This is a genomic window from Comamonas sp. 7D-2 (assembly GCF_022749555.1).
GTDB lineage: Bacteria > Pseudomonadota > Gammaproteobacteria > Burkholderiales > Burkholderiaceae_C > Comamonas > Comamonas thiooxydans.
Genome location: NZ_CP094238.1, coordinates 4,007,066 through 4,030,591, shown reverse-complemented (window position 1 = coordinate 4,030,591; position 23,526 = coordinate 4,007,066). Strand labels below are relative to the sequence as shown.

General features: G+C 64.8%; 20 protein-coding genes. 12 read left to right on the top strand and 8 right to left on the bottom strand.

Going from position 1 to position 23,526, the window contains the following annotated elements:
* Nucleotides 1–241: 241 nt before the first annotated feature.
* The gene (locus MPZ60_RS18440; protein ID WP_034352839.1) at nt 242–1,414 is read right to left on the bottom strand and encodes a helix-turn-helix domain-containing protein; all 1,173 of its coding nucleotides are present in this window, start codon (nt 1,412–1,414) and stop codon (nt 242–244) included.
* A 158-nt stretch (nt 1,415–1,572) separates the two neighbouring features.
* Between MPZ60_RS18440 and MPZ60_RS18435 the strand changes: the two genes are divergently transcribed.
* The 6 genes from MPZ60_RS18435 to MPZ60_RS18410 all read left to right on the top strand — a co-directional run bounded on the left by MPZ60_RS18435 (nt 1,573) and on the right by MPZ60_RS18410 (nt 8,244).
* Nucleotides 1,573–2,043, top strand: coding sequence for a (2Fe-2S)-binding protein (locus MPZ60_RS18435; RefSeq protein WP_034352836.1), 471 nt, complete (start codon nt 1,573–1,575; stop codon nt 2,041–2,043).
* A 33-nt stretch (nt 2,044–2,076) separates the two neighbouring features.
* Complete coding sequence (locus MPZ60_RS18430; RefSeq protein WP_034352831.1) at nt 2,077–4,464, top strand: xanthine dehydrogenase family protein molybdopterin-binding subunit; 2,388 nt, start codon at nt 2,077–2,079, stop codon at nt 4,462–4,464.
* A 46-nt stretch (nt 4,465–4,510) separates the two neighbouring features.
* On the top strand, nt 4,511–5,296 hold the full coding sequence (locus MPZ60_RS18425) for a xanthine dehydrogenase family protein subunit M (protein ID WP_034352828.1): 786 nt from the start codon (nt 4,511–4,513) through the stop codon (nt 5,294–5,296).
* A 138-nt stretch (nt 5,297–5,434) separates the two neighbouring features.
* The gene (locus MPZ60_RS18420) at nt 5,435–6,355 is read left to right on the top strand and encodes a MoxR family ATPase (RefSeq protein ID WP_034352934.1); all 921 of its coding nucleotides are present in this window, start codon (nt 5,435–5,437) and stop codon (nt 6,353–6,355) included.
* Nucleotides 6,342–7,583, top strand: a complete 1,242-nt coding sequence (locus MPZ60_RS18415) for a VWA domain-containing protein (RefSeq protein ID WP_034352825.1) — start codon at nt 6,342–6,344, stop codon at nt 7,581–7,583. Before MPZ60_RS18420 ends, MPZ60_RS18415 begins: the two co-directional genes overlap by 14 nt.
* Nucleotides 7,584–7,596: 13 nt before the next feature.
* Nucleotides 7,597–8,244 (top strand): CoxG family protein, encoded by a 648-nt coding sequence (locus MPZ60_RS18410; protein WP_034352822.1) that lies wholly within the window; start codon nt 7,597–7,599, stop codon nt 8,242–8,244.
* 64 nt (nt 8,245–8,308) lie between these two features.
* On the opposite strand, the gene MPZ60_RS18405 is transcribed toward MPZ60_RS18410, so the two are convergent.
* Nucleotides 8,309–8,692 carry a nuclear transport factor 2 family protein gene (locus MPZ60_RS18405; protein ID WP_003069196.1) on the bottom strand — a complete coding sequence of 128 codons (384 nt, stop codon included), beginning with the start codon at nt 8,690–8,692 and terminating at the stop codon, nt 8,309–8,311.
* Between the two features lie 267 nt (nt 8,693–8,959).
* Between MPZ60_RS18405 and MPZ60_RS18400 the strand changes: the two genes are divergently transcribed.
* The 5 genes from MPZ60_RS18400 (at nt 8,960) to MPZ60_RS18380 (ending at nt 19,072) form a co-directional block, all read left to right on the top strand.
* Nucleotides 8,960–10,711, top strand: a complete 1,752-nt coding sequence (locus MPZ60_RS18400) for an MdtA/MuxA family multidrug efflux RND transporter periplasmic adaptor subunit (RefSeq protein ID WP_052057579.1) — start codon at nt 8,960–8,962, stop codon at nt 10,709–10,711.
* A gap of 24 nt (nt 10,712–10,735) precedes the next feature.
* Nucleotides 10,736–13,936, top strand: a complete 3,201-nt coding sequence (locus MPZ60_RS18395; protein WP_034352816.1) for an MdtB/MuxB family multidrug efflux RND transporter permease subunit — start codon at nt 10,736–10,738, stop codon at nt 13,934–13,936.
* Entirely contained in the window at nt 13,933–17,106 is a 3,174-nt protein-coding gene (locus MPZ60_RS18390) for an efflux RND transporter permease subunit (RefSeq protein WP_034352813.1), read from the top strand. Before MPZ60_RS18395 ends, MPZ60_RS18390 begins: the two co-directional genes overlap by 4 nt.
* Nucleotide 17,107: 1 nt before the next feature.
* The gene (locus tag MPZ60_RS18385) at nt 17,108–18,685 is read left to right on the top strand and encodes an efflux transporter outer membrane subunit (RefSeq protein ID WP_080746083.1); all 1,578 of its coding nucleotides are present in this window, start codon (nt 17,108–17,110) and stop codon (nt 18,683–18,685) included.
* Nucleotides 18,686–18,748: 63 nt separating this feature from the next.
* The gene (locus MPZ60_RS18380) at nt 18,749–19,072 is read left to right on the top strand and encodes a hypothetical protein (protein WP_012839346.1); all 324 of its coding nucleotides are present in this window, start codon (nt 18,749–18,751) and stop codon (nt 19,070–19,072) included.
* Here MPZ60_RS18380 and MPZ60_RS18375 read toward each other — a convergent pair.
* Nucleotides 19,069–19,590, bottom strand: a complete 522-nt coding sequence (locus tag MPZ60_RS18375; protein WP_034352810.1) for an SRPBCC domain-containing protein — start codon at nt 19,588–19,590, stop codon at nt 19,069–19,071. The genes MPZ60_RS18380 and MPZ60_RS18375 overlap by 4 nt on opposite strands.
* An 85-nt stretch (nt 19,591–19,675) precedes the next feature.
* A complete protein-coding gene (locus MPZ60_RS18370; protein WP_034352927.1) occupies nt 19,676–20,041 on the bottom strand; it encodes a hypothetical protein in 366 nt (121 codons plus the stop codon).
* Nucleotides 20,042–20,157: 116 nt separating this feature from the next.
* Here MPZ60_RS18370 and MPZ60_RS18365 point away from each other — a divergent pair, with 116 nt between their 5' ends.
* Nucleotides 20,158–20,829 (top strand): ATP-binding cassette domain-containing protein, encoded by a 672-nt coding sequence (locus MPZ60_RS18365; protein ID WP_034352807.1) that lies wholly within the window; start codon nt 20,158–20,160, stop codon nt 20,827–20,829.
* On the opposite strand, the gene MPZ60_RS18360 is transcribed toward MPZ60_RS18365, so the two are convergent.
* From MPZ60_RS18360 to MPZ60_RS18345, 4 genes are read right to left on the bottom strand one after another with little or no spacing between them, the layout of a single operon-like run.
* A complete protein-coding gene (locus MPZ60_RS18360; protein ID WP_242882029.1) occupies nt 20,816–21,631 on the bottom strand; it encodes a LytTR family DNA-binding domain-containing protein in 816 nt (271 codons plus the stop codon). The two genes, MPZ60_RS18365 and MPZ60_RS18360, sit on opposite strands and share 14 nt — an antisense overlap.
* Complete coding sequence (locus MPZ60_RS18355) at nt 21,628–22,689, bottom strand: sensor histidine kinase (RefSeq protein ID WP_034352923.1); 1,062 nt, start codon at nt 22,687–22,689, stop codon at nt 21,628–21,630. The genes MPZ60_RS18360 and MPZ60_RS18355 overlap by 4 nt, the downstream gene beginning before the upstream one ends.
* 24 nt (nt 22,690–22,713) lie before the next feature.
* Nucleotides 22,714–22,998, bottom strand: coding sequence for a 2TM domain-containing protein (locus tag MPZ60_RS18350; RefSeq protein WP_034352801.1), 285 nt, complete (start codon nt 22,996–22,998; stop codon nt 22,714–22,716).
* 39 nt (nt 22,999–23,037) lie between these two features.
* Nucleotides 23,038–23,442 carry a DUF2306 domain-containing protein gene (locus tag MPZ60_RS18345; protein ID WP_034352920.1) on the bottom strand — a complete coding sequence of 135 codons (405 nt, stop codon included), beginning with the start codon at nt 23,440–23,442 and terminating at the stop codon, nt 23,038–23,040.
* Between the last annotated feature and the right edge of the window lie 84 nt (nt 23,443–23,526).

Genomic DNA, 23,526 nt, shown 5'->3' with positions numbered 1-23,526 from the left:
ATGGTGTTTTTTACAAATACGCACGCAAATGTGGCGTCCGAGCGTCAGTTGTGCCTGCTATGCGTACGATAGCTGGAAGTGCACGGCTGGTGCAGCTTAGATGATTGTTTTATTGAGGTATTTTGTATTTTTCATGGGCTTGCTTGCTAGTGTGCGCCTGCTGTCGTGGAGGGCGTTTTTGCGCTGAAACTAGGGCAAATCCGTAGAGAGCCAAACTGCATCAGATCCGGTTCAAGACCTCTTATTTGCTGGCCAGCCGGCGATAGAGCGTGGCCCGGCTCAATCCCAGGTTGCGGGCGGCCACGGTTACATTCCCGTGAGCCTCCTGCATGGCCTGCTGAATCAGCAGCAACTCGCTGGTGCGCAGCGGTGTGGTCATGGCATGGGCAGATGTTGCCCGACAGGCTGCGCCGGAACCCGGCATGACGGGGACACGCAGCAGGGGACCGGCTTGTGCCAGTGCCAGCAGGCGCAGACCGGACCACAGCGGTAGTTGCAGTGGCGCCTCGGGCCGCTGGCGCGCATGTTCGATCAGATGACTCCAGGGCAGGGCCAGCAGCTCATGGCTCTGGATGAGCGAGTCCCCCCCAGGGGCTTGCAGAGGACGCGGCACCAGTTGCCTGGCCACGGTATTGCTGCCCAGCAATCGGCCTTCGGCATCAAATATCATCAGGCCTTCGCCTTCCTGGCCCAGAGGTCCGCCGGGCCAGTTCACGCGCAGCAGCAGGGTATGAGGCAGGGCACGCAGCAATCGATCTTCGATGGCGCGTGCGCAGCGCAGTGCCAGCAGCAGCAGTTCGGGGCGCTCGGGTACATCAATGCCGGTGATGTCCAGCATGCCCAGGCACTCGCCCTGAGGGCCGAATACTGGAGCGCCTGCGCAACTGTAGTCGCGCAGATCGTCAAAGAAATGCTCCTGCCTGTGCAGCCATACCGGGCTGAGTTCGGCCAGTGTCGCGCCTATGGCCGAGGTGCCCACGCCGCGCTCGGACAGATCCACGCCGACACGGCCTACGGCCAGCGCACGCAGATCGCTATGGTCGACGGGACCTTGCACTTCAAGTGCCAGTCCCTGGGCATTGGTCAGCAGGCAGAAGTAGCGCATGGCACCCACGGCCGCGACCAGCTGCGTCATGACCGGGCGTGCAGCCTGCAGCAGCAACTGGTGCTTGTCCTGGGCGTGGCGCAGCGCGTGAGGTCCGACGGCCTCGAACTCCACTTTTTGCGCGGGATGACGGCCCTGCGCCACGCAGCGCTGCCACGAGCGCCAGAGCCAGGGAGCCAGGCCAGACGGTGCCAGCGCATGGGATGAGTCCATCGCCAGCAACTGCTGCCTGGCCTGGGCAAGCAGGGAATGGCGTGCACCTGGATGCGCTGCGGCTTGCGCGGAAATGGCGGGGCTGGCGGGCGACATGCGGACTCCGGACAGTGTTTCATTTTGAGAATATCTGTGCGTGTTTCGTCTGGCTTGGGGGTCAACCCTAGCGCCTTGCATGGCGGTAACTGCCCACCATAGAGAGTGCGGTTGTGCTTTGTTACCCAATTCTTCGGATAAAGGCAGGAGGCATCACGATGAATGTTCAGTTCACGGTCAATGGCCGCGCGGCCAGCATTGACGTCCCCCCCAATACCTTGCTGGTGCAGGCGCTGCGTGAACAGCTGCGCCTGACGGGCACCCATGTGGGCTGCGATACCAGCCAGTGCGGAGCCTGCACGGTGCTGGTCAATGGCAAGGCCATCAAGTCCTGCACCATGCTGGCCGTGCAGGCCCAGGGCGCAGAGGTGCAGACCATAGAGGGCATGGCCGCTGCCGATGGAACCATGCATCCCATGCAGGCGGCCTTCAAGCAGTGCCATGGCCTGCAGTGCGGCTTCTGCACGCCCGGCATGGTGATGAGTGCGGTGGATCTGTGCCGCCAGAAGCCTCAGGCCACCGATGCCGAGATCCGCGAACTGCTCGAAGGCAATATCTGCCGCTGCACGGGCTACCAGAACATCGTCGCTGCCGTCAAAGTGGGTCGCGACGGCATGAGCGCCAGCTGAGCCGCGCATCACAACTAGAAGAGGAGACACACCATGGGTGCATCTGACTTTTCCAAGCTGCCGCATATCGGCGAAGCCGTTCTGCGCCGCGAGGATGATCGCTTTCTGACCGGCGCAGGCCAGTACACGGACGACATCACGCTGGGCGCGCAGGCCTATGCGGTATTTGTGCGCTCGCCCCATGCCCACGCGAGGCTGCGCAGCGTCAACGTGGATGCCGCCAAGGCGGCGCCAGGCGTGGTCGGCGTGCTCACGGGCGCCGATGTGGCGGCCGCCGGCATCAACGGCCTGCCCTGCGGCTGGCTGATCACCAGCACCAATGGCGAGCCCATGAAGGAGCCGCCGCACCCGATCCTGGCCCTCGATACCGTGCGCTATGTGGGCGACCAGGTGGCCATGGTGGTTGCCGAGACCCTGCAGCAGGCACGCGATGCGGCAGAGCTGGTGGAGGTCGATTACGCGGTGCTGCCTGCGGTCGTGAACGTGGCCGATGCGGCGGGTGGCAAAAAGCCCGGCGCCGTGGTTCACGATATCGCTCCCGACAACCGCTGCTACCAGTGGGCGATAGGCGACAAGGCAGCCGTGGATGCCGTGTTTGCGGGCGCGGCCCATGTGACGCGGCTGGATCTGGTCAACAACCGGCTGATCCCCAATGCCATGGAGCCGCGCGTGGCCATCGGCAGCTACAACCGCGCCATGGATGAGTACACACTGTACGTGGCCAACCAGAACCCGCATGTGGAGCGGCTGCTGATGACGGCTTTCGTCATGGGCCTGCCCGAGAGCAGGGTGCGCGTGATTGCTCCCGATGTGGGCGGCGGCTTCGGCTCCAAGATCTTTCTGTATGCCGAGGATGTCTGCCTGACCTGGGCGGCCAAGAAGCTCAACCGCAATATCAAGTGGACGGCCGATCGCAGCGAGTCCTTTCTGACCGATGCGCATGGCCGCGACCATGTCAGCCATGCCGAGATGGCCATGGACGCCGATGGCAAGTTCCTCGCCATGCGCGTGCACACCGATGCGAACCTGGGCGCCTATCTGTCCACCTTTGCCAGCGCCGTTCCGACGATTCTTTACGCAACGCTGCTGGCGGGGCAGTACACCACGCCGCAAATCCATATCGAGGTCGATGCCTGGTTCACCAACACTTCGCCCGTGGATGCCTACCGGGGTGCAGGCCGCCCCGAGGCCACTTATCTGCTCGAGCGCCTGGTCAGCCGCTGTGCCTGGGAGATGAATCTGTCCCAGGCGGAGATCCGGCGCCGCAACTTCATCACCAGCTTTCCCTATCAGACGCCAGTGGCGCTGCAGTACGACACCGGCGACTACAAGGCCTGCATGGATCAGGCCGAGCAACTGGCCGATGTGGCGGGCTTTGCGACCAGGCGCGCAGCCAGCGAGGCCAAAGGACTCAAGCGCGGCCTGGGCTACAGCAGCTACATCGAGGCCTGTGGCCTTGCTCCCAGCAATATTGCCGGGGCGCTAGGCGCTCGTGCCGGTCTGTTCGAGTGCGGCGAGGTGCGCGTCCATCCCACGGGTAGCGTGACGGTGTTTACGGGCTCGCACAGTCATGGTCAGGGGCATGAGACCACTTTTGCCCAGGTGGTGGCGGCCCGACTGGGCATTCCCGTCGAGCATGTGGAGATCGTCCATGGCGATACGGGCCGCGTGCCCTTTGGCATGGGTACCTATGGCTCGCGCTCCATCAGCGTGGGAGGGGCGGCCATCATGAAGGCGCTGGACAAGATCGAGGCCAAGGCCAAGAAGATCGCCGCCCACCTGATGGAGGCCAGCGATGCCGACATCGATTTCGAGGGAGGCGAGTTCACGGTGCGCGGCACCGACAGAAAGCTGCCGTTTGCCCAGATTGCGCTGACGGCCTATGTGCCGCACAACTATCCGCTGGACAAGCTGGAGCCGGGGCTGGACGAGACTGCTTTCTACGATCCCACCAACTTCACCTTCCCGGCCGGCACCTATATCTGCGAGGTCGAGGTGGACCCTGCCACGGGCGTGGTGCGTGTCGACCGCTTCAGTGCCGTGGACGATTTCGGCACCATCATCAACCCCATGATTGTGGAGGGTCAGGTCCATGGCGGACTGGCCCAGGGCATAGGCCAGGCGCTGCTGGAAAACTGCGTCTACGACCGTGACTCGGGTCAGTTGCTGACCGGCAGCTTCATGGACTACGCCATGCCCCGCGCCGACGATCTGCCCGACTTCAAGCTGGGTACGGTCTGCACGCCATGCACCCATAACCCGCTGGGTACCAAGGGCTGCGGCGAGGCCGGGGCCATAGGCTCGCCGCCAGCCGTCATCAATGCCGTGCTCGATGCCCTGCATTCCCTGGGCGTCAAGGATCTGGACATGCCTGCCAGCCCGCACCGCGTGTGGGAAGCCATCGATGCTGCACGCCCCTGACTGTGGCCTGCACACACCCGACTGAGAGGAAGAGAGGACAACATATATGTATGCCTTCAGTTACTCCAATCCCCGGACGCTGGATGAGTTGAGCGCTGCCAGCGGGCAGTTTCTGGCCGGCGGCCAGAGCCTGATTCCTTCCATGAAGCTGCGCCTGGCTCAGCCCGGCGCGATTGTGGACCTCAACCAGGTCGATGGTCTGGCGGGAATCCGCGTCAGCGGTGATCAGGTCGAGATCGGCGCCATGACCCGTCATGCCGATGTCGCCGCCAGCCGCGAGGTGCAGCACGCCATTCCCGCGCTGGCCGAGTTGGCGGGCGGCATTGGCGATCGGCAGGTGCGCGCGCGAGGCACGATGGGCGGCTCGCTGGCCAACAACGACCCCGCGGCATGCTATCCCAGTGCGGTGCTGGGTCTGGGCGCCACCGTGCTCACCCAGCGGCGCGAGATAGCGGCAGACGACTTCTTCCAGGGCATGTATACCACGGCTCTCGAAGAGGGCGAGCTGATCAAGGCCGTGCGCTTTCCGGTGCCCAGAAGGGCCGCCTATATCAAGTTCAAGCAGCCCGCTTCGCGCTTTGCGCTGGTGGGCGTGTTTGTGGCGCAGACGGCGCAGGGCGTGCATGTGGCCGTGACCGGCGCGGGACTATCGGTCTTCCGCCACGCAGGCCTGGAAGCGGCGCTCAACCAGAGTCTCACGGCCGCTGCGGCGGCTGCAGTGCCTATCGACGACAGCGAGCTCAACAGCGATCTGCACGCGAGTGCGCGTTACCGGGCGCAGCTGATCAGCGTCCTGACGCAGCGGGCGGTGGATCAACTGCTCTCAGTCTGAGCGGCTTGGCCGCTTTCCCCTCTCTCGCTTCGCGGGAGGGGGCAACAGCCTCGCTGCGGTGCGGCCCTTGCTTGCTGTCTCGTTCTTGTATTTTGAAGAAAAGTGGCTCTGGTCTATATGGATAAAGCGCAGGCAGCTATGAATACTGATGTGAACAGCGCTTTGGAGTCGGCGGATGGGCTGCTGGCCGCCTTGAAGGAGGTCGGCTATTTCGCGGACCAGCGTCTGGCTACGGCCGTGTTTCTGGCGCTCAGGCTTCAGCGGCCCCTGCTGCTGGAGGGCGAGCCGGGCGTTGGCAAGACCTCGCTGGCTCAGGCGCTGTCCCAGGTGCTGGCGCGGCAGCTGATCCGGCTGCAGTGCTATGACGGCCTGGAGCAGCGTGAAGCGCTGTATGAGTGGAATTACGCGGCGCAGCTGCTGCATCTGCGAGCGGCCGAGCTGCGTGGTGCGGCGGAACTGGAGGCTGTCGAGCAGGAGGTCTATCAGCCGCGCTATCTGGTGCGCCGCCCTTTGCTGCAGGCCCTGCAGGCGCCCGCGCCCGGCGCGGTGCTGCTGATTGACGAGGTGGACCGGGCCGACGAGCCTTTCGAGGCCTTTTTGCTCGAGTATCTGGGAGAGTACCAGGTCAGCATTCCCGAGCTGGGAGTCATCAAGGCTCAGGTGCCGCCGGTCACCATTCTTACCAGCAATCGCACGCGTGATCTGCATGACGCGGTCAAGCGCCGCTGTCTCTATCACTGGCTGGACTATCCCGATCGCGAGCGCGAGCTGGCCATTGTCCAGTCCAAGGTGCCTGAGGCCGCAGCGGCCTTGACCGAGCAGATAGCCCGCTTTGTGGACCGGCTGCGCAGCCGCCCGTTTGCCGATGCCTTCGAGCGCACGCCCGGCATTGCCGAAAGCGTGGAGTGGGCCAAGGCGCTGGTGGCGCTCGACACCCTGGTCATAGACCCCGAGCTGGTGCACGAGACGGCGGGCATTCTGTTCAAGCAGCGCGAGGACGTGGCCGCGCTCACGCCAGAGCGTCTGCAGCAATTGCTGGAGCCCGATGCCACAGCCTGAGCTGCAGGCGCAGGCGCCAGTCCGTTCCGCAAGCGTGAGCTGGTGGGGGGACGCGCGCAGCGGCAAGCTGCCCGTCAATCTGCTGGGGTTTGGCCGCGCCCTGCGCCGCGCGGGGCTGGCGGTGGATGCCGAGCGCCTGGCGCTGGCCCACCAAGGCCTGATGCTGGTGGGCATGAACCGCGAGGACGTGGCCGCCGCGCTGGAGGCTGTGCTGGTTTCGCGTGAACAGGATCTGGCGGTCTTTCGCGAGCTGTTCGCGGCCTACTTTCGCAATCCCGAGGTGGCGCAGCAGCTTCTGAGCCAGTTGTTGCCGGGCGCGCCGGAGGCTGCCAGGCCGCGTCACAGGCCGCGTGTTCAGGAGGCCTTGTCGGCGATTCGCGCCGCACAGCAAAAGACCGCGAGCGAGGAGTTGACGCTGGATGCTGCCATGTCGGCCAGCGACCGGCACAGGCTGCAGCATGCGGATTTCAACCAGCTCAGTGCCAGCGAGTACCGCCTGGTGCAGCAGCTGGCGCGCGATATCCGCTTGCCGCTGCCTAGCTATCGCAGTCGCCGAAGCGAGCTGCGCGCCTCGGGGCTGCGCGTGCACTGGCCCGCCAGTCTGAAGGCGGCGGCTGCCACGGGCGGCGAACTGGCTAGTCTCAAATGGCGCAGGCGCAAGCGGCTGCCCATGCCCTGGCTGGCGCTGGTCGATGTCTCGGGTTCCATGGAGCGCTATGTGCGTCTGCTGCTGGCATTTCTGCACCAGGCCACCAGCCCCCGGCGCTATCCGCAGCTGCGCCGCCATGTCTACAGTATGGGAACCGGCCTGCAGGAGCTGAACCGGGCTTTTGCCTACAGCGACCCCGATGCCATGCTGGCCCAGCTCAATCACGACATCGACGATTTCGGCGGCGGTACCTGCCTGGGAGAGTGCCTGGCACAGTTGCGCCAGCAGGGGGCGCGCCATCTGGTGGGGCGACGTACCCTGGTGCTGCTGATCAGCGACGGGCTGGATACCGGCGACAGTACGCTGCTGGAGCGGGAGCTGCAGTGGCTGGCCCGGCACAGTGCGCGCATTGTCTGGCTCAACCCCTTGTTGCGTTTTGACGGGTATGCCCCGCTGGCCAAAGGCGCGCAGGTACTGCATCGTCACAGCCATGCCATGCTGGCCGTGCACAACCTGCAGTCGTTGCAGCAACTGGCTGCCCATCTGGCGAAGCTGCTGCAACTGCCGCACCGAGATTGAAAAGGAGAACACCATGGAAATGCATGCCAGCCGTCCTCTTGCCGTGAGCCAGCAGCAGGCCTGGGAGGCGCTCAACGATCCGCAAACCTTGCAGCAATGCCTGGCCGGCTGCGAGAAGTTTGAGGATGCGGGCGATGGCTCCTATGCGGTGATCATGTCCGTGAAGATCGGTCCGGTATCGGCCAAGTTCAACGGCCGGGTCACGCTGTCGGACGTGCAGCCGCCCAAGAGCTACACGATTGCCTTTGAAGGGCAGGGCGGTGTGGCCGGCTTTGGCAAGGGCCAGGCCAAGGTGGATCTGACGCCCATCGATGCAGGGCATTGCGAGCTGCAGTACAAGGTGCAGGCCCAGGTCGGCGGCAAGATTGCCCAGCTGGGCCAGCGCCTGATCGACGGCGCAGCCAAGAGCATGGCCGAGGACTTCTTTGCGCGCTTCGAGGCCTTGATGCAGCAGCGCCACCCGAGCGAGCAGTCCGAAGACGAAGGCGGTGCGGAGGAGCCGGATACACGCTCCTGGGAACACGACGCGGCCTCCACCAGCTACGCGCCGCTGGACGCCACACCCTCGGCGCCGCCGCGCGAATCGTCCGGCATCCCCGTCTGGGCCTGGGGCCTGGGGGCTGTCATCGTGCTGGGCGCGCTCTGGCTGCTGACTCGTTGACCAGCGCATGAATAAAAAAAGCCCCTGAGCCTGAGGCCAGGGGCTTGGTGCAGGTAGCCAAACCTTACTGAGGCTGGGCGTGGAAAGCCTTGTTGGCAATCTTCCAGCCCTGCTCGGTCTTGAGCAGCACAAAGTAGTCGGTGAAGGTCACGGCACCGTGGTAGAGCGTGACCTTGGCCATGGCGGCCGTGCCCACGATGTCCAGGGAGTCGATGACGCGGCGACGCGTGGCTTCGTCGGCAGCGGGCGTGTTCTTGAAGCGCTGGCAATAGAAGTCCAGATCCCAGGAGGTCAGCGGGCCTTCGCGCACGGACTCCAGCCGGGCTGTGGGCATGAAGGCTGCGCGCATGTGCTCGGCATTGTCTTCGGCATGGCCGCGCATATACAGCTCCAGCGGCACGCGCACGGCGGCTTCTTCGGGGTGATTGGTCAGGCGTTCGGTGGTCATATGGGTTTCTCCTTGGAGCCGGATTCCTTGCGCCGCATGGCGGACGCAGAAATGGCAGTGTCAGCCGCCAAGCATGAGGCCTGCCAACGCCGTCATTGATGCTATGAAAGTCAGCACTGTTTAAGTCTCCGAATACGGAACTTCAGCAGGTAAACCCAAGGTAAAGCGGGGGTAAATGCTGGCAAAGCCGGCGCTGCCTGACCCGGGGTTTGATTGCAACTGGATACCATTGGCGCCAATTCAGGCTCGAAATTCCTGCGCTCAACCATGTCCAGCTCATCAAAATTGCACCCCAATCGTCATTCTTTACAGCAGGGCAAGGTCCGGCCCGTCTTGCTTGCCAGTGTGGTGCTCGCCCTGGCAGCCGCTGGCGGTGGCTATTGGTGGTATGCGAAAAAACAGGGTGCAAGCGGCGATACGACTGCGTCTGCTGCTCCTAAACAGGGAGCAGGCGGGCCCGGTGCACGCGCAGGGCGCAATGGTCGCGCAGGGCCGGGCGGCCCCGGCGGCATGAGCCAGGCTCAGCCTGTGAGCGTAGGCCTGGTGGAGCAGCGCGACATGCGCGTGCTCGTCAGCGCCATCGGTACGATGAATGCACGCGCCACGGCCGTGGTGCGCGCCAAGGTCTCGGGCGAGCTGCTCAAGCTGCACTTCAAGGAGGGGGACGAGGTCAAGGCAGGTCAGTTGCTGGCCGAGATCGACCCGCGCAGCTTTGCGGCTTCGCTGGCGCAGGTGCAGGGCTCTCTGGCACGCGACCAGGCCCAGCTCAAGAATGCGCAGCTCGATCTGCAGCGCTACAAGGAGTTGCAGGCCCAGGACTCGATTGCCCGCCAGCAGGTCGATACCCAGGCCGCGCTGGTGCGCCAGCTGCAGGGCACGGTGGCGGCCGACCAGGGCCAGGTCGATGCGGCCAAGCTGCAGCTGAGCTATACCAGGATCACGGCTCCCATCTCGGGCCGCCTCGGCCTGCGCCAGGCCGACCTCGGCAACGTGGTCAACCCTTCCGATACCAACGGACTGGTGACAATCTCCCAGATTCGCCCCATCGATGCCGTTTTCTCCATCCCCGAAGCCCATGTCGGGACGCTGGCCCAGCAACTGCGCGAGGGCAAGCTCATGCCCGTCGAACTCTGGGATCGCGAGCAAAAGCAGATGCTGGCCAAGGGCCAGCTCAATGCGCTGGACAACACCATCGACACGACCACGGGCACGGTCAAGGCCAAGGCCTCGTTTGACAACGCCGAGCGCAAGCTGTTCGCGAATCAGTTCGTCAACGTCAAGCTGCAGCTGCGCCAGATTGATCAGGCGCTGGTCGTGCCCGCGAATGCGGTGCAGAACAACTTTGTCTATCTGGTCAAGCCCGACAACACGGTCACTCAGCGCAAGATCACCGTGGGGGTGACGGACGGTGACTATGTCAGCGTGCGCGGCGAGCTGGAGCCCGGCGACAAGGTGGTGACCGACGGCATCGACCGCCTGCGCGAAGGCGCGCAGGTGACGGTGGTGGATTCCGAAAAGGTCAAGAAGGTCGACCAGGCCGTGCAGGATGCAGCCAACCAGCCGCGCGGCATGATGCGCAATCTCAGTCCCGAGCAGCGTGAAAAAGTCTCCAAGATGACGCCCGAGGAACGCAAGGAGTTCTTCCAGAAGCTGCGCGCCGAGCGTGGTGCCAATGGCGGCAATGCGGGCCCAGGCCAGGGACCTCGCGGCGCGGACGCCCGTGGCGATCAGCCGCGCGAGGCGCAGGGCAGTCCCTCCAAGCCGGACCCCAAGGCAGAAGCCAAGCCTGCGGCTGCGAACGAGGCCAGGCCTCAGGCCGGCGCCGAGCGTGGTGAAGGCGGCGAGGCTCGCACGGAAAGATCCGAGGGTCGGGGTGAGCGCCCCCAGCTGACTCCCGAGCAGCGCGCCAAGCTGGAGGCCCTGTCGCCCGAAGAGCGCCGCGCTTTCTTCCAGAAGCTGCGCGCTGAGCGCGAAGCCAATGGCCAGACCGGTACGGCAGCCGGTGGCACGGGTCGCTGAGCATAGTCAGAGCCTGCGGCCATCATGAATCTCTCGCGCCTCTTCATTCTCAGGCCCATCGCCACCAGCTTGCTGATGGTGGCGGTGCTGATCTCGGGCATTCTTGCCTACCGCCTGCTGCCCATCTCGGCCCTGCCCGAGGTGGACTACCCCACCATACAGGTCACCACGCTCTACCCCGGTGCCAGCCCCGATGTGATGACCTCCAACGTCACGGCACCGTTGGAGCGCCAGTTCGGTCAGATGCCGGGTCTGGACCAGATGTCCTCGACCAGTTCGGGCGGCGCATCGGTGATCAGCCTGCGCTTTGCGCTCGATATGTCCATGGACGTGGCCGAGCAGCAGGTGCAGGCCGCGATCAACGCGGGCACCAATCTGCTGCCCAGCGACCTGCCCATGCCCCCGCTCTACAGCAAGGTCAACCCGGCCGATGCGCCGGTGCTGACGCTGGCCATCAGCTCGCCTTCGCTGCCCGTCATCAAGATCAACGATCTGGTGGAGAACCGCCTTGCGCCCAAGCTCTCCCAGGTCAAGGGTGTGGGCCTGGTGGCCATTGCCGGTGCGCGCCGCCCGGCCGTGCGCATCCAGGCCAACCCCGCAGCGCTGGCCAGCTTCGGCATGACGCTGGATGATGTGCGCACCGCCATCTCTGCGGCCAACGTCAAGACCGCCAAGGGCAGCTTTGATGGCCCCAACCGCGCATCGACCATCGATGCCAACGACCAGATGCAGTCGGCGGCCGAGTACCGCAACCTGATCATCGCTTTCAAGAACGGCAACCCCGTGCGCCTGTCCGATGTGGCGCAGACCGTGGACGACGCCGAGAACACGCGTCTGGCCGCCTGGTCGGGCACGCCCGAGACCGGCTCCAAGTCGGCCGTGATCCTCAATATTCGCCGCCAGCCCGGCGCGAATGTGATCGAAACGGTCGATGCCATCAAGAACCTGCTGCCCCAGCTCAAGGAGACCCTGCCGGCCTCCATTGACGTGCAAGTGCTGACCGACCGCACCGTGACCATTCGGGCCTCGGTCAAGGACATGCAGTTCGAGCTGGCCCTGGCCATCGCCCTGGTGGTGATGGTGATCTTCCTGTTCCTGCGCAGTGCATCGGCCACGCTGATTCCCAGCGTAGCGGTGCCGCTGTCGCTGGTAGGCACTTTCGGCGTCATGTATCTGGCGGGCTTTTCCATCAACAACCTCACGCTGATGGCCCTGACCATTGCCACGGGCTTTGTGGTGGACGATGCCATCGTGATGATCGAGAACATCGCCCGCTATGTGGAAAAGGGCGAGCCGCCCATGCAGGCCGCGCTCAAGGGTGCCAAGCAGATCGGCTTCACCATCATCTCGCTGACCATCTCCCTGGTCGCGGTGCTGATTCCGCTGCTGTTCATGGGAGATGTGGTGGGCCGTCTGTTCCACGAATTCGCCATCACCATGACGGTGGCGATCCTGATCTCGGCCGTGGTTTCGCTCACGCTCACCCCCATGCTGTGCGCGCGCCTGCTGCGCCACCAGCCCGAGGGCGAGAAGAACCAGGCGCAGTCCAAGGGCTTCAGCGCTGCGGTCGCGCGCTCTTTCGACAAGGTGATTGCCGAATACGGCCGCATGCTGACCTGGGTGCTGGATCACAGCAAGCTGACCTGGCTGGTGTTCATCGCCACGCTGGTGGTCACGGTGCTGCTGTATTTCGTCGTGCCCAAGGGATTTTTCCCTGAACAGGATACGGGCACGATTGCCGCGACCACCGAGGCCGACCAGTCCATCTCCTTTGCCGCCATGGCCGAGCGCCAGCAGGCGCTGGCCGAGCATTTGCTCAAGGACCCGGCCGTGGCATCCATCTCCTCGTTTATCGGTGTGGATGGCACCAACACCACGCTCAATACCGGCCGCATCCAGATCGACCTCAAGCCCCATGCCCAGCGCGACCGTCTGCCCGTGGTGCTCAACCGCCTGGCCGAGGATTCCCGCGCCGTGCCCGGCATCCGCCTCTATGCCCAGCCCGTGCAGGACCTGACCATAGAGGATCGCCAGGCCCGCACCCAGTACCAGCTGCTGCTCTCCTCGCCGGACATGAACCAGCTCACGGCCAGCACCAGGATGTTGGTCGAGCGTCTGCAGCAACTGCCCCAGCTGCTCGATGTGAGCAGCGATCTGCAGAGCCAGGGCCGTCAGGCCTATGTGCAGATCGACCGGGCCCAGGCCAGCCGCCTGGGCGTGACGGTCTCGTCGGTGGACTCGGCGCTCTATAACGCTTTTGGCCAGCGTCTGATCTCGACTATCTTCACGCAGTCCAACCAGTACCGCGTGGTGCTGGAGGTGGCGCCGCAGTTCAAGATCGGGCCCGAGGCCCTGCAGAACATCTATGCCGCATCGAGCAACGGTGCGCCGGTGCCGCTGTCCTCGATTGCCACGGTGAGCGAGCGCCCGATGGCGCTGGCCGTCAATCATGTGGGGCAGCTGCCTGCAGCCACCATTTCGTTCAACACCGCATCCGGCGTGTCGCTGGGCCATGCGGTGGAGGCGGCGCAGACCATCATTGCGCAGCTGCGCGACGAGGGGCAGATCCCGCTGTCGGTGGACACGCAGTTCCAGGGCGCGGCGCTGGCTTTCCAGGCCTCGCTCTCCAATACCCTGCTGCTGGTGCTGGCCGCCATCATCACCATGTACATCGTGCTGGGCGTGCTCTACGAGAGCACGATTCACCCGATCACGATTCTCTCCACCCTGCCTTCGGCGGGTGTGGGTGCGCTGTTGGCGCTGCTGGTGTCGGGGCTGGATCTGGACATCATCGCCATCATCGGCATCATCTTGCTGATCGGCATCGTCAAGAAGAACGCCATCATGATGATCGACTTCGCGCTGGACGCCCAGCGCGAGGAAGGCATGAATGCGCGCGATGCGATCTACCAGGCCTGTCTGCTGCGCTTCCGCCCGATTCTCATGACCACGCTGGCGGCCCTGCTGAGCGCGCTGCCCATGATGCTGGGAACCGGCGTGGGCAGCGAGCTGCGCCAACCCCTGGGCGTGACCCTGGTGGGCGGTCTGCTGCTGAGCCAGCTGCTGACGCTGTTCACCACGCCGGTGATCTATCTGACCTTTGAAAGCTGGGCCGAGGGCTGGCGAACCAGGCGCGGCCTGCCGGCCGTCAAGCATGTGCTGCACTCCGAGGCCGAAGTCATGGGCGAGGGCGGGGACGGCGGCCAGGACGGGGCGCGTCCATGAGCATCTCCACGCCCTTTATCTTCCGGCCCATTGCGACCCTGCTGTTGACCATCGGTATGGCCCTGGTGGGCGGCGTGGCCTATTTCCAGCTGCCTGTGGCGCCGCTGCCGCAGGTGGACTATCCGACGATATCGGTGACCGCCAGCCTGCCCGGCGCGGCGCCGGATACCATGGCGGCCACCGTGGCCACGCCGCTGGAGCGCGCCCTGGGCGCGATTGCCGGCGTCAACGAGATGACCTCCAGCTCCAGCATGGGCAGCACGCGCATCACGCTGCAGTTCGATCTGACGCGCACGGTGGACAGCGCGGCCCACGATGTACAGGCCGCCATCAATGCGGCGCGCACGCTGCTGCCTTCGGGCATGCCGGGCAACCCGACCTATCGCAAGGTCAACCCGGCCGACGCGCCCATCATGATTCTGGCGCTGACGTCAGATTCGCTCACGCGCGGCCAGATGTATGACGCGGCCTCCACGGTGCTGGCGCAGAAGCTGGCCCAGGTGGAAGGTGTGGGCCAGGCATCGATCAACGGCGGCGCGCTGCCGGCCGTGCGCGTGGAGCTGGACCCGGTGCGGCTGGCCGCCAACGGCGTCTCGCTGGATGCGGTGCGCACGGCCATCACTGCCACCAATGCCAACCGTCCCCTGGGCGCCGTGGAGCGCGAAGACCACTACTGGCAGGTGGCGACCAATGACCAGGCCCGCACCGCCGCCGAATATGCGCCGCTGGTGCTGCGCTGGAACAACGGCAATGCCGTGCGCCTGTCCGATGTGGCCGATGTCACCGACTCCGTGCAGGACATACGCAACTACGGCGTGATGAACGGCAAGCCCGCCGTGCTGCTGCAGGTGTTCAAGCAGCCCGACGCCAACATCCTGCAGGCCGTGGACAAGGTGCGCGCCATGCTGCCCCAGCTCAGGGCCTCCATCAATCCGGCCATCGATGTCACGGTGATCTCGGACCGCACGCCCACGCTGCGCGCCTCGGTCAAGGAGGTGCAGAACGCGCTGCTGATCTCGATAGCGCTGGTCATCATGGTGGTGTTCGTCTTTCTGCGCCGGCTGCGCGCCACGCTGATTCCGGCCGTGGCCGTGCCTGCCTCGCTGATGGGCACCTTCGGCGTCATGTACCTGTGCGGCTATACGCTGGACAACCTCTCGCTGATGGCGCTGACGGTGGCCGCAGGCTTTGTGGTGGACGATGCCATCGTGGTGCTGGAGAACGTGATGCGCCACATGGAGCGCGGCAAGACCGCGATGCAGGCTGCCATCGAAGGCGCGCGCGAGATCGGTTTCACCGTTGTCTCCATGAGCCTGTCGCTGATTGCGGTGTTCGTGCCCATTCTGTTCATGGCCGGCATCGTGGGGCGGTTCTTTCGTGAATTTGCCGTGGTCATGTCGGCGGCGATTCTGGTCTCCATGATCATCTCGCTGACCACCACGCCCATGATGTGCGCGGCTCTGCTGCGCACACCGGCAGAGGAGGAGCGCTGCCGCGCCGAGCGTGCCCGGAGCCCCTTCACGCGCCGCTGGGATGCGCTCTGGCTGCGCGTCTCGCTGGCCATGGATCGCTTCGAGCTGCGCGTGACGGCGCTTTACCGCCGCACTCTGGCCTGGGGTCTGCGCCACCAGCCCGTGGTGCTGCTCAGTCTGGTGGCGGTCATCGGCCTCAACATCCATCTCTACCAGACCATAGACAAGGGCTTCATGCCCAGCGAGGACACAGGCCGTGTCATGGGCTTCATACGTGCCGACCAGTCCACGTCCTTTCAGGCCATGGAGCGCCGCATCAAGCGTTTTCTCGATGTGGTGCAGCAGGACCCGGCCGTGGAGTATGTGACCGGCTTTACCGGCGGCGGCCAGGCCAATTCGGCCAATATGTTCATGTCGCTCAAGCCCATGGCCGAGCGCAAAGTGTCCAGCGACGAGGTCATCAACCGCCTGCGTGAAAAGCTCAAGGATGAACCGGGCGCGCGGCTGTTCATGATGACCCAGAGCGATGTACGCATCGGTGGGCGCCAGAGCATGTCCTCCTATCAGTACACGCTGCAGGCCGACGATACGGCCGAGCTGCGCCTGTGGGAGCCGCGCATCCGCCAGGTGCTGTCCACCCTGCCGGAGCTGACCGATGTCAACAGCGACGTGCAGGACAACGGCATGCAGACCAAGCTGGTCATAGACCGCGACCAGGCCACGCGCCTGGGCCTGACGGTGGCGCAGATCGACAACACGCTCAACGACGCCTTCGGTCAGCGCCAGGTGGGCGTGATCTACAACCCGCTCAATCAGTACCGCGTGGTGATGACGGCCTCGTCCCAGTATCTGCAGAGCCCGGAGACGCTGCGCGGCTTCTTCTTCGTCAACAGCGCGGGCCAGCAGATTCCGCTGACGGCCTTTGCCAGGATCACCACCTCGACCACGCCGCTGTCCGTGCAGCACCAGAGCGGCACGCCGGCCAGCACCGTGAGCTACAACCTGGCGCCCAATGTCTCGCTGTCGCAGGCCAATGACGCGATCCGCAATGCCATGCTGGAGCTGGGTGTTCCGGTGTCCATCCGCGGCAGCTTCAGTGGCTCGGCCGGTGCCTTCCAGCAGGCGCTGGCGGGCCAGCCCCTGCTGATTCTCGCGGCCATCATCACGATCTATCTGGTGCTGGGCATCCTCTACGAGAACCTGGTCCATCCGCTGACGATTCTGTCCACGCTGCCCTCGGCCGGCGTGGGAGCGCTGCTGGCGCTGATGTGGTTCAAGACGGAGTTCTCGCTGATCGCCTTCATCGGCGTGATCCTGCTGATCGGACTGGTCAAGAAGAACGCCATCATGATGATCGACTTCGCGCTGGAACGCGAGAAAGGCGGCCATGCCACGGCGGCCCAGGCCATCTATCGGGCCTGCCATCTGCGCCTGCGCCCCATTCTGATGACCACCATGGCGGCCCTGTTCGGCGCGCTGCCCCTGGCCCTGGGCCGGGGCGACGGTGCCGAGCTGCGCCAGCCCCTGGGCATTGCGATCGTGGGCGGCCTGCTGCTGAGCCAGTTGCTCACGCTCTACACCACGCCCGTGGTCTATGTGCTGCTGGACCGTGTGCGCCGCAGCGTGCTGCGCCTCTGGGCGCGCCGTCCGGCCAGAAGGCGCGGCGGCCAGGCCTCTGCCATGGCTGAGGCGAAGTGAGATGAATATGCCAGCACATTTTTTGAATCAAATCGGCTTCAAATCCAGTCAGGATAAGCGCAAGCAGCTCACTTTTATGAATACATCCGTCATGGCGCTGCCTCGCTCGCTTCCCCGCCTATTGCCGATCGTTGTCGCTGTCTTGCTGGCCGCATGCTCCACTCAGCCTGCTTATCAAGTGCCAAAGCTGGAAGTGCCCGCTCAGTTCAAGGAAGCCACTCCGCAGGCTGCGCAGTTTGGCATCTGGCAACCGGCGCAGAGCTCGGCGGCCAGCCCGGCCGCGGCAGTGCCCGACCAGTGGTGGACGGTGTATGGCGACAGCACGCTGGATCAACTGCAGCAGGCGGCAGCCGCAGGCAATCCCGGCGTGGAGCAGGCCGTGGCCCGTCTGCGCTCGGCCCAGGCCGCCGTCGCCAGCAGCCGCGCCGCGCAATTGCCCACGCTCGGCACCACGGGCAGCGGCTCGCGTGCCTTGACTGGCGGCGGCACGTACAGCAATACCAACGGCGAGAACGTGGCGCGCAGCGGCAGCATCAACAACAACTTCTCGCTGGGCCTGAGCGCCAGCTGGGAGCTGGATCTCTGGGGCAAGCTCTCGGGGGCGGTGGATGCCAGCCGTGCTTCGGCCCAGGCCAGTGCCGACGATCTGGCTGCGGCCCGTCTGTCGGCCCAGGCATCGGTGGCCCAGACCTATTTCTCGCTGCGTGCCGCCGAGGCGCAGATGAAGTATCTGCAGGAGAGTCTGGAGGCCTACGAGCAAAGCCTGAAGCTCACGCAGAATCGCTACCAGGCGGGCGTGGTGTCTTCGGCCGATGTGGCACAGGCCCAGTCCCAGTACAAGAGCACCCAGGCTAGCCTGCTGGAGGCCAGCATCACGCGTGCCCAGTACGAGCATGCGCTGGCGGCCTTGCTGGGCAAGGCTCCGGCCAATTTCAGCCTGCCGGTGACTGGCCACTTGCCGACGCCGCCCGCCGTGCCCGAGATGCTGGCCTCCACCTTGCTGGAGAGGCGCCCCGACATCGCTGCCGCCGAGCGCCGCGTGGCCATGGCCAATGCGCAGATCGGCGTGGCGCGTGCGGCCTATTTTCCCTCGCTGACCCTGTCGGCATCGGCGGGCTATCGCAACTCCGTGCTCTCCGATCTGCTCAATGCACCGAATCTGTTCTGGTCGCTGGGACCGGCGCTGGCCATGAGCCTGTTTGACGGCGGCGCGCGTTCGGCGGCCGTGGAGTCGGCCCGTGCCACGCTGGACCTGAATGCCGCCACCTACAAGCAGACCGTGCTGACGGCGCTGCAGGAGGTGGAGGACAATCTGGTCGCTGCCGTCAATCTGGCCCAGGAGGAGCAGGTGCAGACCGAGGCCCTGGCCGCAGCGCAGAAGTCGCTGACCGTGGCCAACAACCAGTACCAGGCCGGCATCGTGGCCTATCTGAATGTGCTCTCGGCCCAGACGACGGTGCTCGGCGCCCAGAACAGCCTCAACAGCGTCAGAAACCGCAGGCTGACGGCCGTGAACACCTTGCTCAAGAATGTGGCAGGGCGCTGGGAGCCGCTGGATGCGGGGCAGCGCAAAGAGTGAGCGCGCCGTGCAGGCTTGTGGTCTGGGTTACAACCGTGGCTCTGTTGTTGTGAAGATCAAACCATGAGCATTGCTGTTTTCTACCTGCGCAATTCCGAGCCAGAGGGCCAGACACCGGTCTGGCAGCCGCAATGCCGGGCCTTCTCCGATGCGCAGATGAGCGAGGCGCTGGCCCTGTGCCAGCAACTGCGCAAGGACGAGCGCCATGCCCATGTGGTGATTTCGTCGGAGTTGCGCGATATGGTCGGGCCTGTGGGCGTGTCTGCGGTCGAGGACGGCAAGACGCCTGACGGCGTGGACTATCAGTGGAGCAAGGCCGGGCGTGCCGGGGCCAGTCGCAGAAATGCGGCCGAGCCACCCAGGCAGCGACAGGATATGGATCGCTAGGCGGCCGCCTGTATCCTGGTCAGATAGCCCGCCAGCAACTGCATGCTGCCGCTCCAGCCCATGTTCATGCTGGCGTGCGAGCTGTCGAACACCGCTTCTTCCACGGCACTGGCGTTAAGGGCACGCCACTCCAGATGCAGGCGCGTGCCGCCGGCTTCCTCGCCGAGCGTGGTGGTCGACAGGGTATAGAGCGGCCATTGCGGCGCCATCGGGTGGCGCGTGACGCCGCCTGCGGCATCGCTGAACTGCACCACGACGACGATGCGCTCGGGCGCTTTCAGCTCCCTGAAGCTCCATTTGCCCCACATGGCGGGCGCCTGGGGCATGGCTTCGGCACGCATGCCGTAATGAAAGCTGCCGCCTTCGCGTGCATCCACTTCGCATTGCGTCATCACCATGCCGGGCGGGCGCATCCAGTGACTCAGGTGCTCGCCCTGCGTGAAGGCCGCATAGACCAGCTCGCGCGGTGCCTTGATGAATTGCTCGATGACAAACGGGGCAGAGAGTCGCTCGGTCATGGCATTGCCTTTGCAAATCGCTTGGAGCCATCCATTGTGCACAGCACGCACCTGACTTCAAGCGCCGTGGCTGCAGGCCCGGATGTCAGGCTTCGAGATCAAAGGCCTGGCGCAGTGCATCGCCGAACTGCGTGGAGCCGGAAAGGCAAAGGCTGACCGTGGTGCGGCCCGTGGCCGAGGCCTGCAGCTCCAGCCTGCCTGCTGCCCTGTCGAAGCGGGCGCTCAGGGGCTGGCCGTCGTCGTCCTGCGCCTGCAGGTCATAGTCCCAGTCATTGCCGTCTTCCAGGGCGCCCTGGCGGCCAGCAAACTTCTGGCTTGCCCAGCGCAGCAGGGATTCGATTTCGCCGGCCAAAGCTGGTACGCGCTCGGCCTTGACGCTGGCCATGGCGTCCCAGGTGCCCGTGCCTTCTTCATCTTCGCTGTAATCGAATTCCAGATAATCCAGAGCCATGGCATATTGCGCGCTGTTGAGAGGGACGCCATTGTGCCTGTGCCTTGCTTTGCGCATGGCCGTGGGTTCTTTGGACACAATCAGCCGTGGACATATATACAAAGGCGTTGTCAGCTATGAATTCTGAACTCGATGATGGCTGCGAGTCGCTCTGCATGGTGCAGGCTCTGCAGGTGAGCTTCGGCTACCCGGGCCGGGTGGTGGCCCATGAGGCCTCGCATTGCTGGCATGCAGGGTTGTGTCTGCTGCAAGGCGACGAGGGCACGGGCAAGACCAGCTGGCTCAAGGCATTGGCTGGGCAATTGCCGCTGCGCATGGGCTTGCTGCACTATCCGTTCGCCGATAACGGCCGCCTGGCTGCAAGCTCCTGCTTCTGGCAGGACCCACGCCAGCCGCTCAACGATGTCTACAGCCAGATGCCGGCCGAGAGCTGGGTGGCTTTGCAGCGCACGCTGTATCCGCATTGGTTGCAGCAGCAGTTCGAGCAGCATGTGCAGGGCTTCGGGCTGGAGCCGCATCTGCACAAGCCGCTGCTGGCCCTGTCGTCGGGCACGCAGCGCAAGCTGTGGATGGCCGCTGGCTGGGCCAGCGCAGCCGAGCTGGTACTGATCGACGAGCCGCTGGCGGCGCTGGACAAGCCGTCCGAGCGTTATGTGCAGCATGCGCTGGCTGCCATGGCAGCCGAGCTCAAGAACCCGGCGCGACCCCGCAGCGTCATCGTGGCGCATTGGGATGCCATGCAGGGGGTGGACTGGGAGGATGTGATGGAGCTGGCTACATCGCCTTGAACCGTGTTGCGTATAGACGGCTGACGGCCAGCTTTTCAGGGCGGTCACGCAGCAGTAGGCCGAGGCGCCCGGACTCGTCACGCTGGGCGCTGGCAATGGCTTGAACGCGCACCACGGTACCGCGATGGATTTGCCAGAACTCGCGGGCGTCGAGCTGCGGCAGCAAATCCTTGAGCGGGGTGCGGATCAGATACTCCTGAGCGGCCGTTAGCACGCGCAGATATTTGTCGGCGGCTTCGAGGTAGATGATGTCCTGCACCCTCACCATATGGATCTGGTTGCCGACGCTGGCCTGAATGATCTGCAGCGCGGCGGGGACCTGCCCCAGCAGTTGCTGCTGCAGCCCGAGCAGTTGTTCGAGCTGACGGTGATTGTGCATGGCAAGGTCCTTGCCCTGTACCGGCTGGCGCTGCTGCCACCACTGCTGCAGGCGCTGCACGGTCTGGCCCAGACGTGCTGCCTGCACCGGCTTGAGCACATAGTCCATGGCGCAGGCCTCGAAGGCCGCCAGGGCGTACTGGTCGTAGGCGGTGACAAAGACAATCGCCGGCAGCGCTTGCTCCTCAGGCCAGGCATCGGCGATTTCGGCGGCGGCTTCCAGCCCCGTCTGGCCGGGCATGCGAATGTCCAGGAACAGCAGATCGGGCAGCCGCTCCAGCGCCTGCTGCACGGCGCTGATGCCGTCGGCCACCCTGGCCTCGATCTGCAACTGGGGCCAGAGCTGGCTCAGCAACTGCTGCAATGCCAGGGCCAGCAGCGGTTCGTCTTCGGCAATCAGGCCGCGTGGCGGACTGGTGTTCATGGCTGGGACTTCAGGGGTAATACGATGCAGGCCCTGGTTCCGCCTGCGCTGTCTGCTGTCAGATCGAAGCGGGCAGCGCTGCCGTAGCGACTGGCCAGGCGTTCGTGAATCTGCTGCAGGCCAAAGCCGGAGCCGGAAGGGGGCTGGCCAGGCAGCGCCGGCAGGCCCAGGCCATTGTCATGCACGCTGAGCAGGAGATGGCTGTCATCCAGCATGCCGGCCTGAACGGCAATGTGGCCGCCGGCCAGCTGGGGCTCCAGTCCGTGGCGAATGCTGTTCTCCACCAGCGGTTGCAGCAGCAGGGTTGGCACGGGCAGTTCGGCCAGTTCAGCGGGCAGATGCAGGCCATAGCTGAGCCGGTCGCCCATGCGGATCTGCATCAAGGCCAGATAGTCGGCCAGCAAGGCAAATTCGCTGGCAAGACTGTGCGTGCCGTGGCGTGAGCCGGCCAGCGTGGCACGCAGGTAGGCAATCAGATGATCGAGCATCTGCTCGGCGCGTGGTGCATCGGTGGCGATCAGCACGCGAAGATTGGCCAGGGTGTTGAACAGCATATGCGGCTCCAGCTGGGCTTGCAGCAGGCTGAGCCGGGCTTCGGCGGCCTGGCGCTGGGCCTGCTCTGCCTGCATTTGCAGATGGCGCGACTTGCCCACCACATAAAAACCCCAGGACATGGCAATGCTGGTCGCCATGGTGATGGCAAGCGGCAACCATAGCGAGGGCCGGGCTGCGGCGGGCAGTTCGGGATGGAGTTGCTGAACGTAGAAACTACCCAGCGGATTGCCCAGAATCAGGCCTGCTGCAATTCCCAGCGGCACCACGGCCATGCCGCGCATGCCGCGCGGCCAGGGAATGTCGTCGGACTCGCGCCAGCGCAGCCTGAGCAGATCGATGCTCAGCCAGCTGATCAGGCCTATGGCCAGCGAGTAGGCGAGATTGACATCCCACAGGCCCTGGCCCAGAGCGGTCAAGGCCGCAGCGATCAGCAGACAGGCAGCCACGGTGATGCCGGCGTGACGCAGCAGGGGAGCGGGCGCAAACATGGACATGAGGGGCATGGTAGGTGATGGGCGGTCCGGCATCTAGCGCTTTTCGCTGCGCTGCAGCGTTTTCAGCTCGTGCTCCAGCAGTTGTTGAAAGAGCGGACTGCCGGGTGCCAGCAGCCAGACCACTGCACGATGAATCAGCAGGCCCAGACCCCAGCCGAGAGCCGGGTAGACGGCCCAGTGCCGTCCCTGGCTCAGGGCCAGGGCCATGAGCCCGAGATTCACCGCAGCATAGACCGCTGCATGGATATACCAGCCCAGCTTCATGCCGGCGCGGCGGCGTGCCTGCTGGTGCAGAGTGTCTTCAGAGATCGGGTTCATGTCTTTTCCTTGTCGAGCGTGGGGGTGAGAACGGGGATATCAGGCCAATCGCTGCCACAGCAGATTGCCGAGCAGCCGGCCCGGAAGCAGCGTGAACAGTCCAGCGACGACGCAGCTGCCGAAGTACAGCTTGCGCATGACGCTGCGATGCTGGGCAATGCGTCGATGGGCCAGATGCCAGAAGGACAGCGCCAGGCTGCCCAGCGTCACGGGAATCAGCAGATGAATGGGCGTGAAGCCTGCCCAGTTGGGCAGCTTGAAGTCGCGTATGAACAAGGCGGAGATGGCGGTGGCCAGCATGAGCAACACAAAGCCATAGCCTGCGATTCTGTGCAGCCAGGGCAGCGGGCCGGCCTGGCGCCTGGCCCAGAGTGCAGTGGCTCCGGTCAAGGTGGCTGCGATGGCGCAACCCATGTGAAAGGCAATCAGAGGTGTGAGTGTCATGGCTGGCTCCTGGTGCTTGCACATGACTGTGCAAGCCGGGCCTGCTGCCGACCAGTGCTTTGCGACGAAGTGACCAGACACGGG

Excerpts from the sequence above, each read along its gene's own strand:
- MPZ60_RS18440 (WP_034352839.1), bottom strand. The coding sequence starts at position 1,414 with ATGTCGCCCGCCAGCCCCGCCATTTCCGCGCAAGCCGCAGCGCATCCA.
- MPZ60_RS18435 (WP_034352836.1), top strand. The coding sequence starts at position 1,573 with ATGAATGTTCAGTTCACGGTCAATGGCCGCGCGGCCAGCATTGACGTC.
- MPZ60_RS18430 (WP_034352831.1), top strand. The coding sequence starts at position 2,077 with ATGGGTGCATCTGACTTTTCCAAGCTGCCGCATATCGGCGAAGCCGTT.
- MPZ60_RS18425 (WP_034352828.1), top strand. The coding sequence starts at position 4,511 with ATGTATGCCTTCAGTTACTCCAATCCCCGGACGCTGGATGAGTTGAGC.
- MPZ60_RS18420 (WP_034352934.1), top strand. The coding sequence starts at position 5,435 with ATGAATACTGATGTGAACAGCGCTTTGGAGTCGGCGGATGGGCTGCTG.
- MPZ60_RS18415 (WP_034352825.1), top strand. The coding sequence starts at position 6,342 with ATGCCACAGCCTGAGCTGCAGGCGCAGGCGCCAGTCCGTTCCGCAAGC.
- MPZ60_RS18410 (WP_034352822.1), top strand. The coding sequence starts at position 7,597 with ATGGAAATGCATGCCAGCCGTCCTCTTGCCGTGAGCCAGCAGCAGGCC.
- MPZ60_RS18405 (WP_003069196.1), bottom strand. The coding sequence starts at position 8,692 with ATGACCACCGAACGCCTGACCAATCACCCCGAAGAAGCCGCCGTGCGC.
- MPZ60_RS18400 (WP_052057579.1), top strand. The coding sequence starts at position 8,960 with ATGTCCAGCTCATCAAAATTGCACCCCAATCGTCATTCTTTACAGCAG.
- MPZ60_RS18395 (WP_034352816.1), top strand. The coding sequence starts at position 10,736 with ATGAATCTCTCGCGCCTCTTCATTCTCAGGCCCATCGCCACCAGCTTG.
- MPZ60_RS18390 (WP_034352813.1), top strand. The coding sequence starts at position 13,933 with ATGAGCATCTCCACGCCCTTTATCTTCCGGCCCATTGCGACCCTGCTG.
- MPZ60_RS18385 (WP_080746083.1), top strand. The coding sequence starts at position 17,108 with ATGAATATGCCAGCACATTTTTTGAATCAAATCGGCTTCAAATCCAGT.
- MPZ60_RS18380 (WP_012839346.1), top strand. The coding sequence starts at position 18,749 with ATGAGCATTGCTGTTTTCTACCTGCGCAATTCCGAGCCAGAGGGCCAG.
- MPZ60_RS18375 (WP_034352810.1), bottom strand. The coding sequence starts at position 19,590 with ATGACCGAGCGACTCTCTGCCCCGTTTGTCATCGAGCAATTCATCAAG.
- MPZ60_RS18370 (WP_034352927.1), bottom strand. The coding sequence starts at position 20,041 with ATGGCTCTGGATTATCTGGAATTCGATTACAGCGAAGATGAAGAAGGC.
- MPZ60_RS18365 (WP_034352807.1), top strand. The coding sequence starts at position 20,158 with ATGAATTCTGAACTCGATGATGGCTGCGAGTCGCTCTGCATGGTGCAG.
- MPZ60_RS18360 (WP_242882029.1), bottom strand. The coding sequence starts at position 21,631 with ATGAACACCAGTCCGCCACGCGGCCTGATTGCCGAAGACGAACCGCTG.
- MPZ60_RS18355 (WP_034352923.1), bottom strand. The coding sequence starts at position 22,689 with ATGCCCCTCATGTCCATGTTTGCGCCCGCTCCCCTGCTGCGTCACGCC.
- MPZ60_RS18350 (WP_034352801.1), bottom strand. The coding sequence starts at position 22,998 with ATGAACCCGATCTCTGAAGACACTCTGCACCAGCAGGCACGCCGCCGC.
- MPZ60_RS18345 (WP_034352920.1), bottom strand. The coding sequence starts at position 23,442 with ATGACACTCACACCTCTGATTGCCTTTCACATGGGTTGCGCCATCGCA.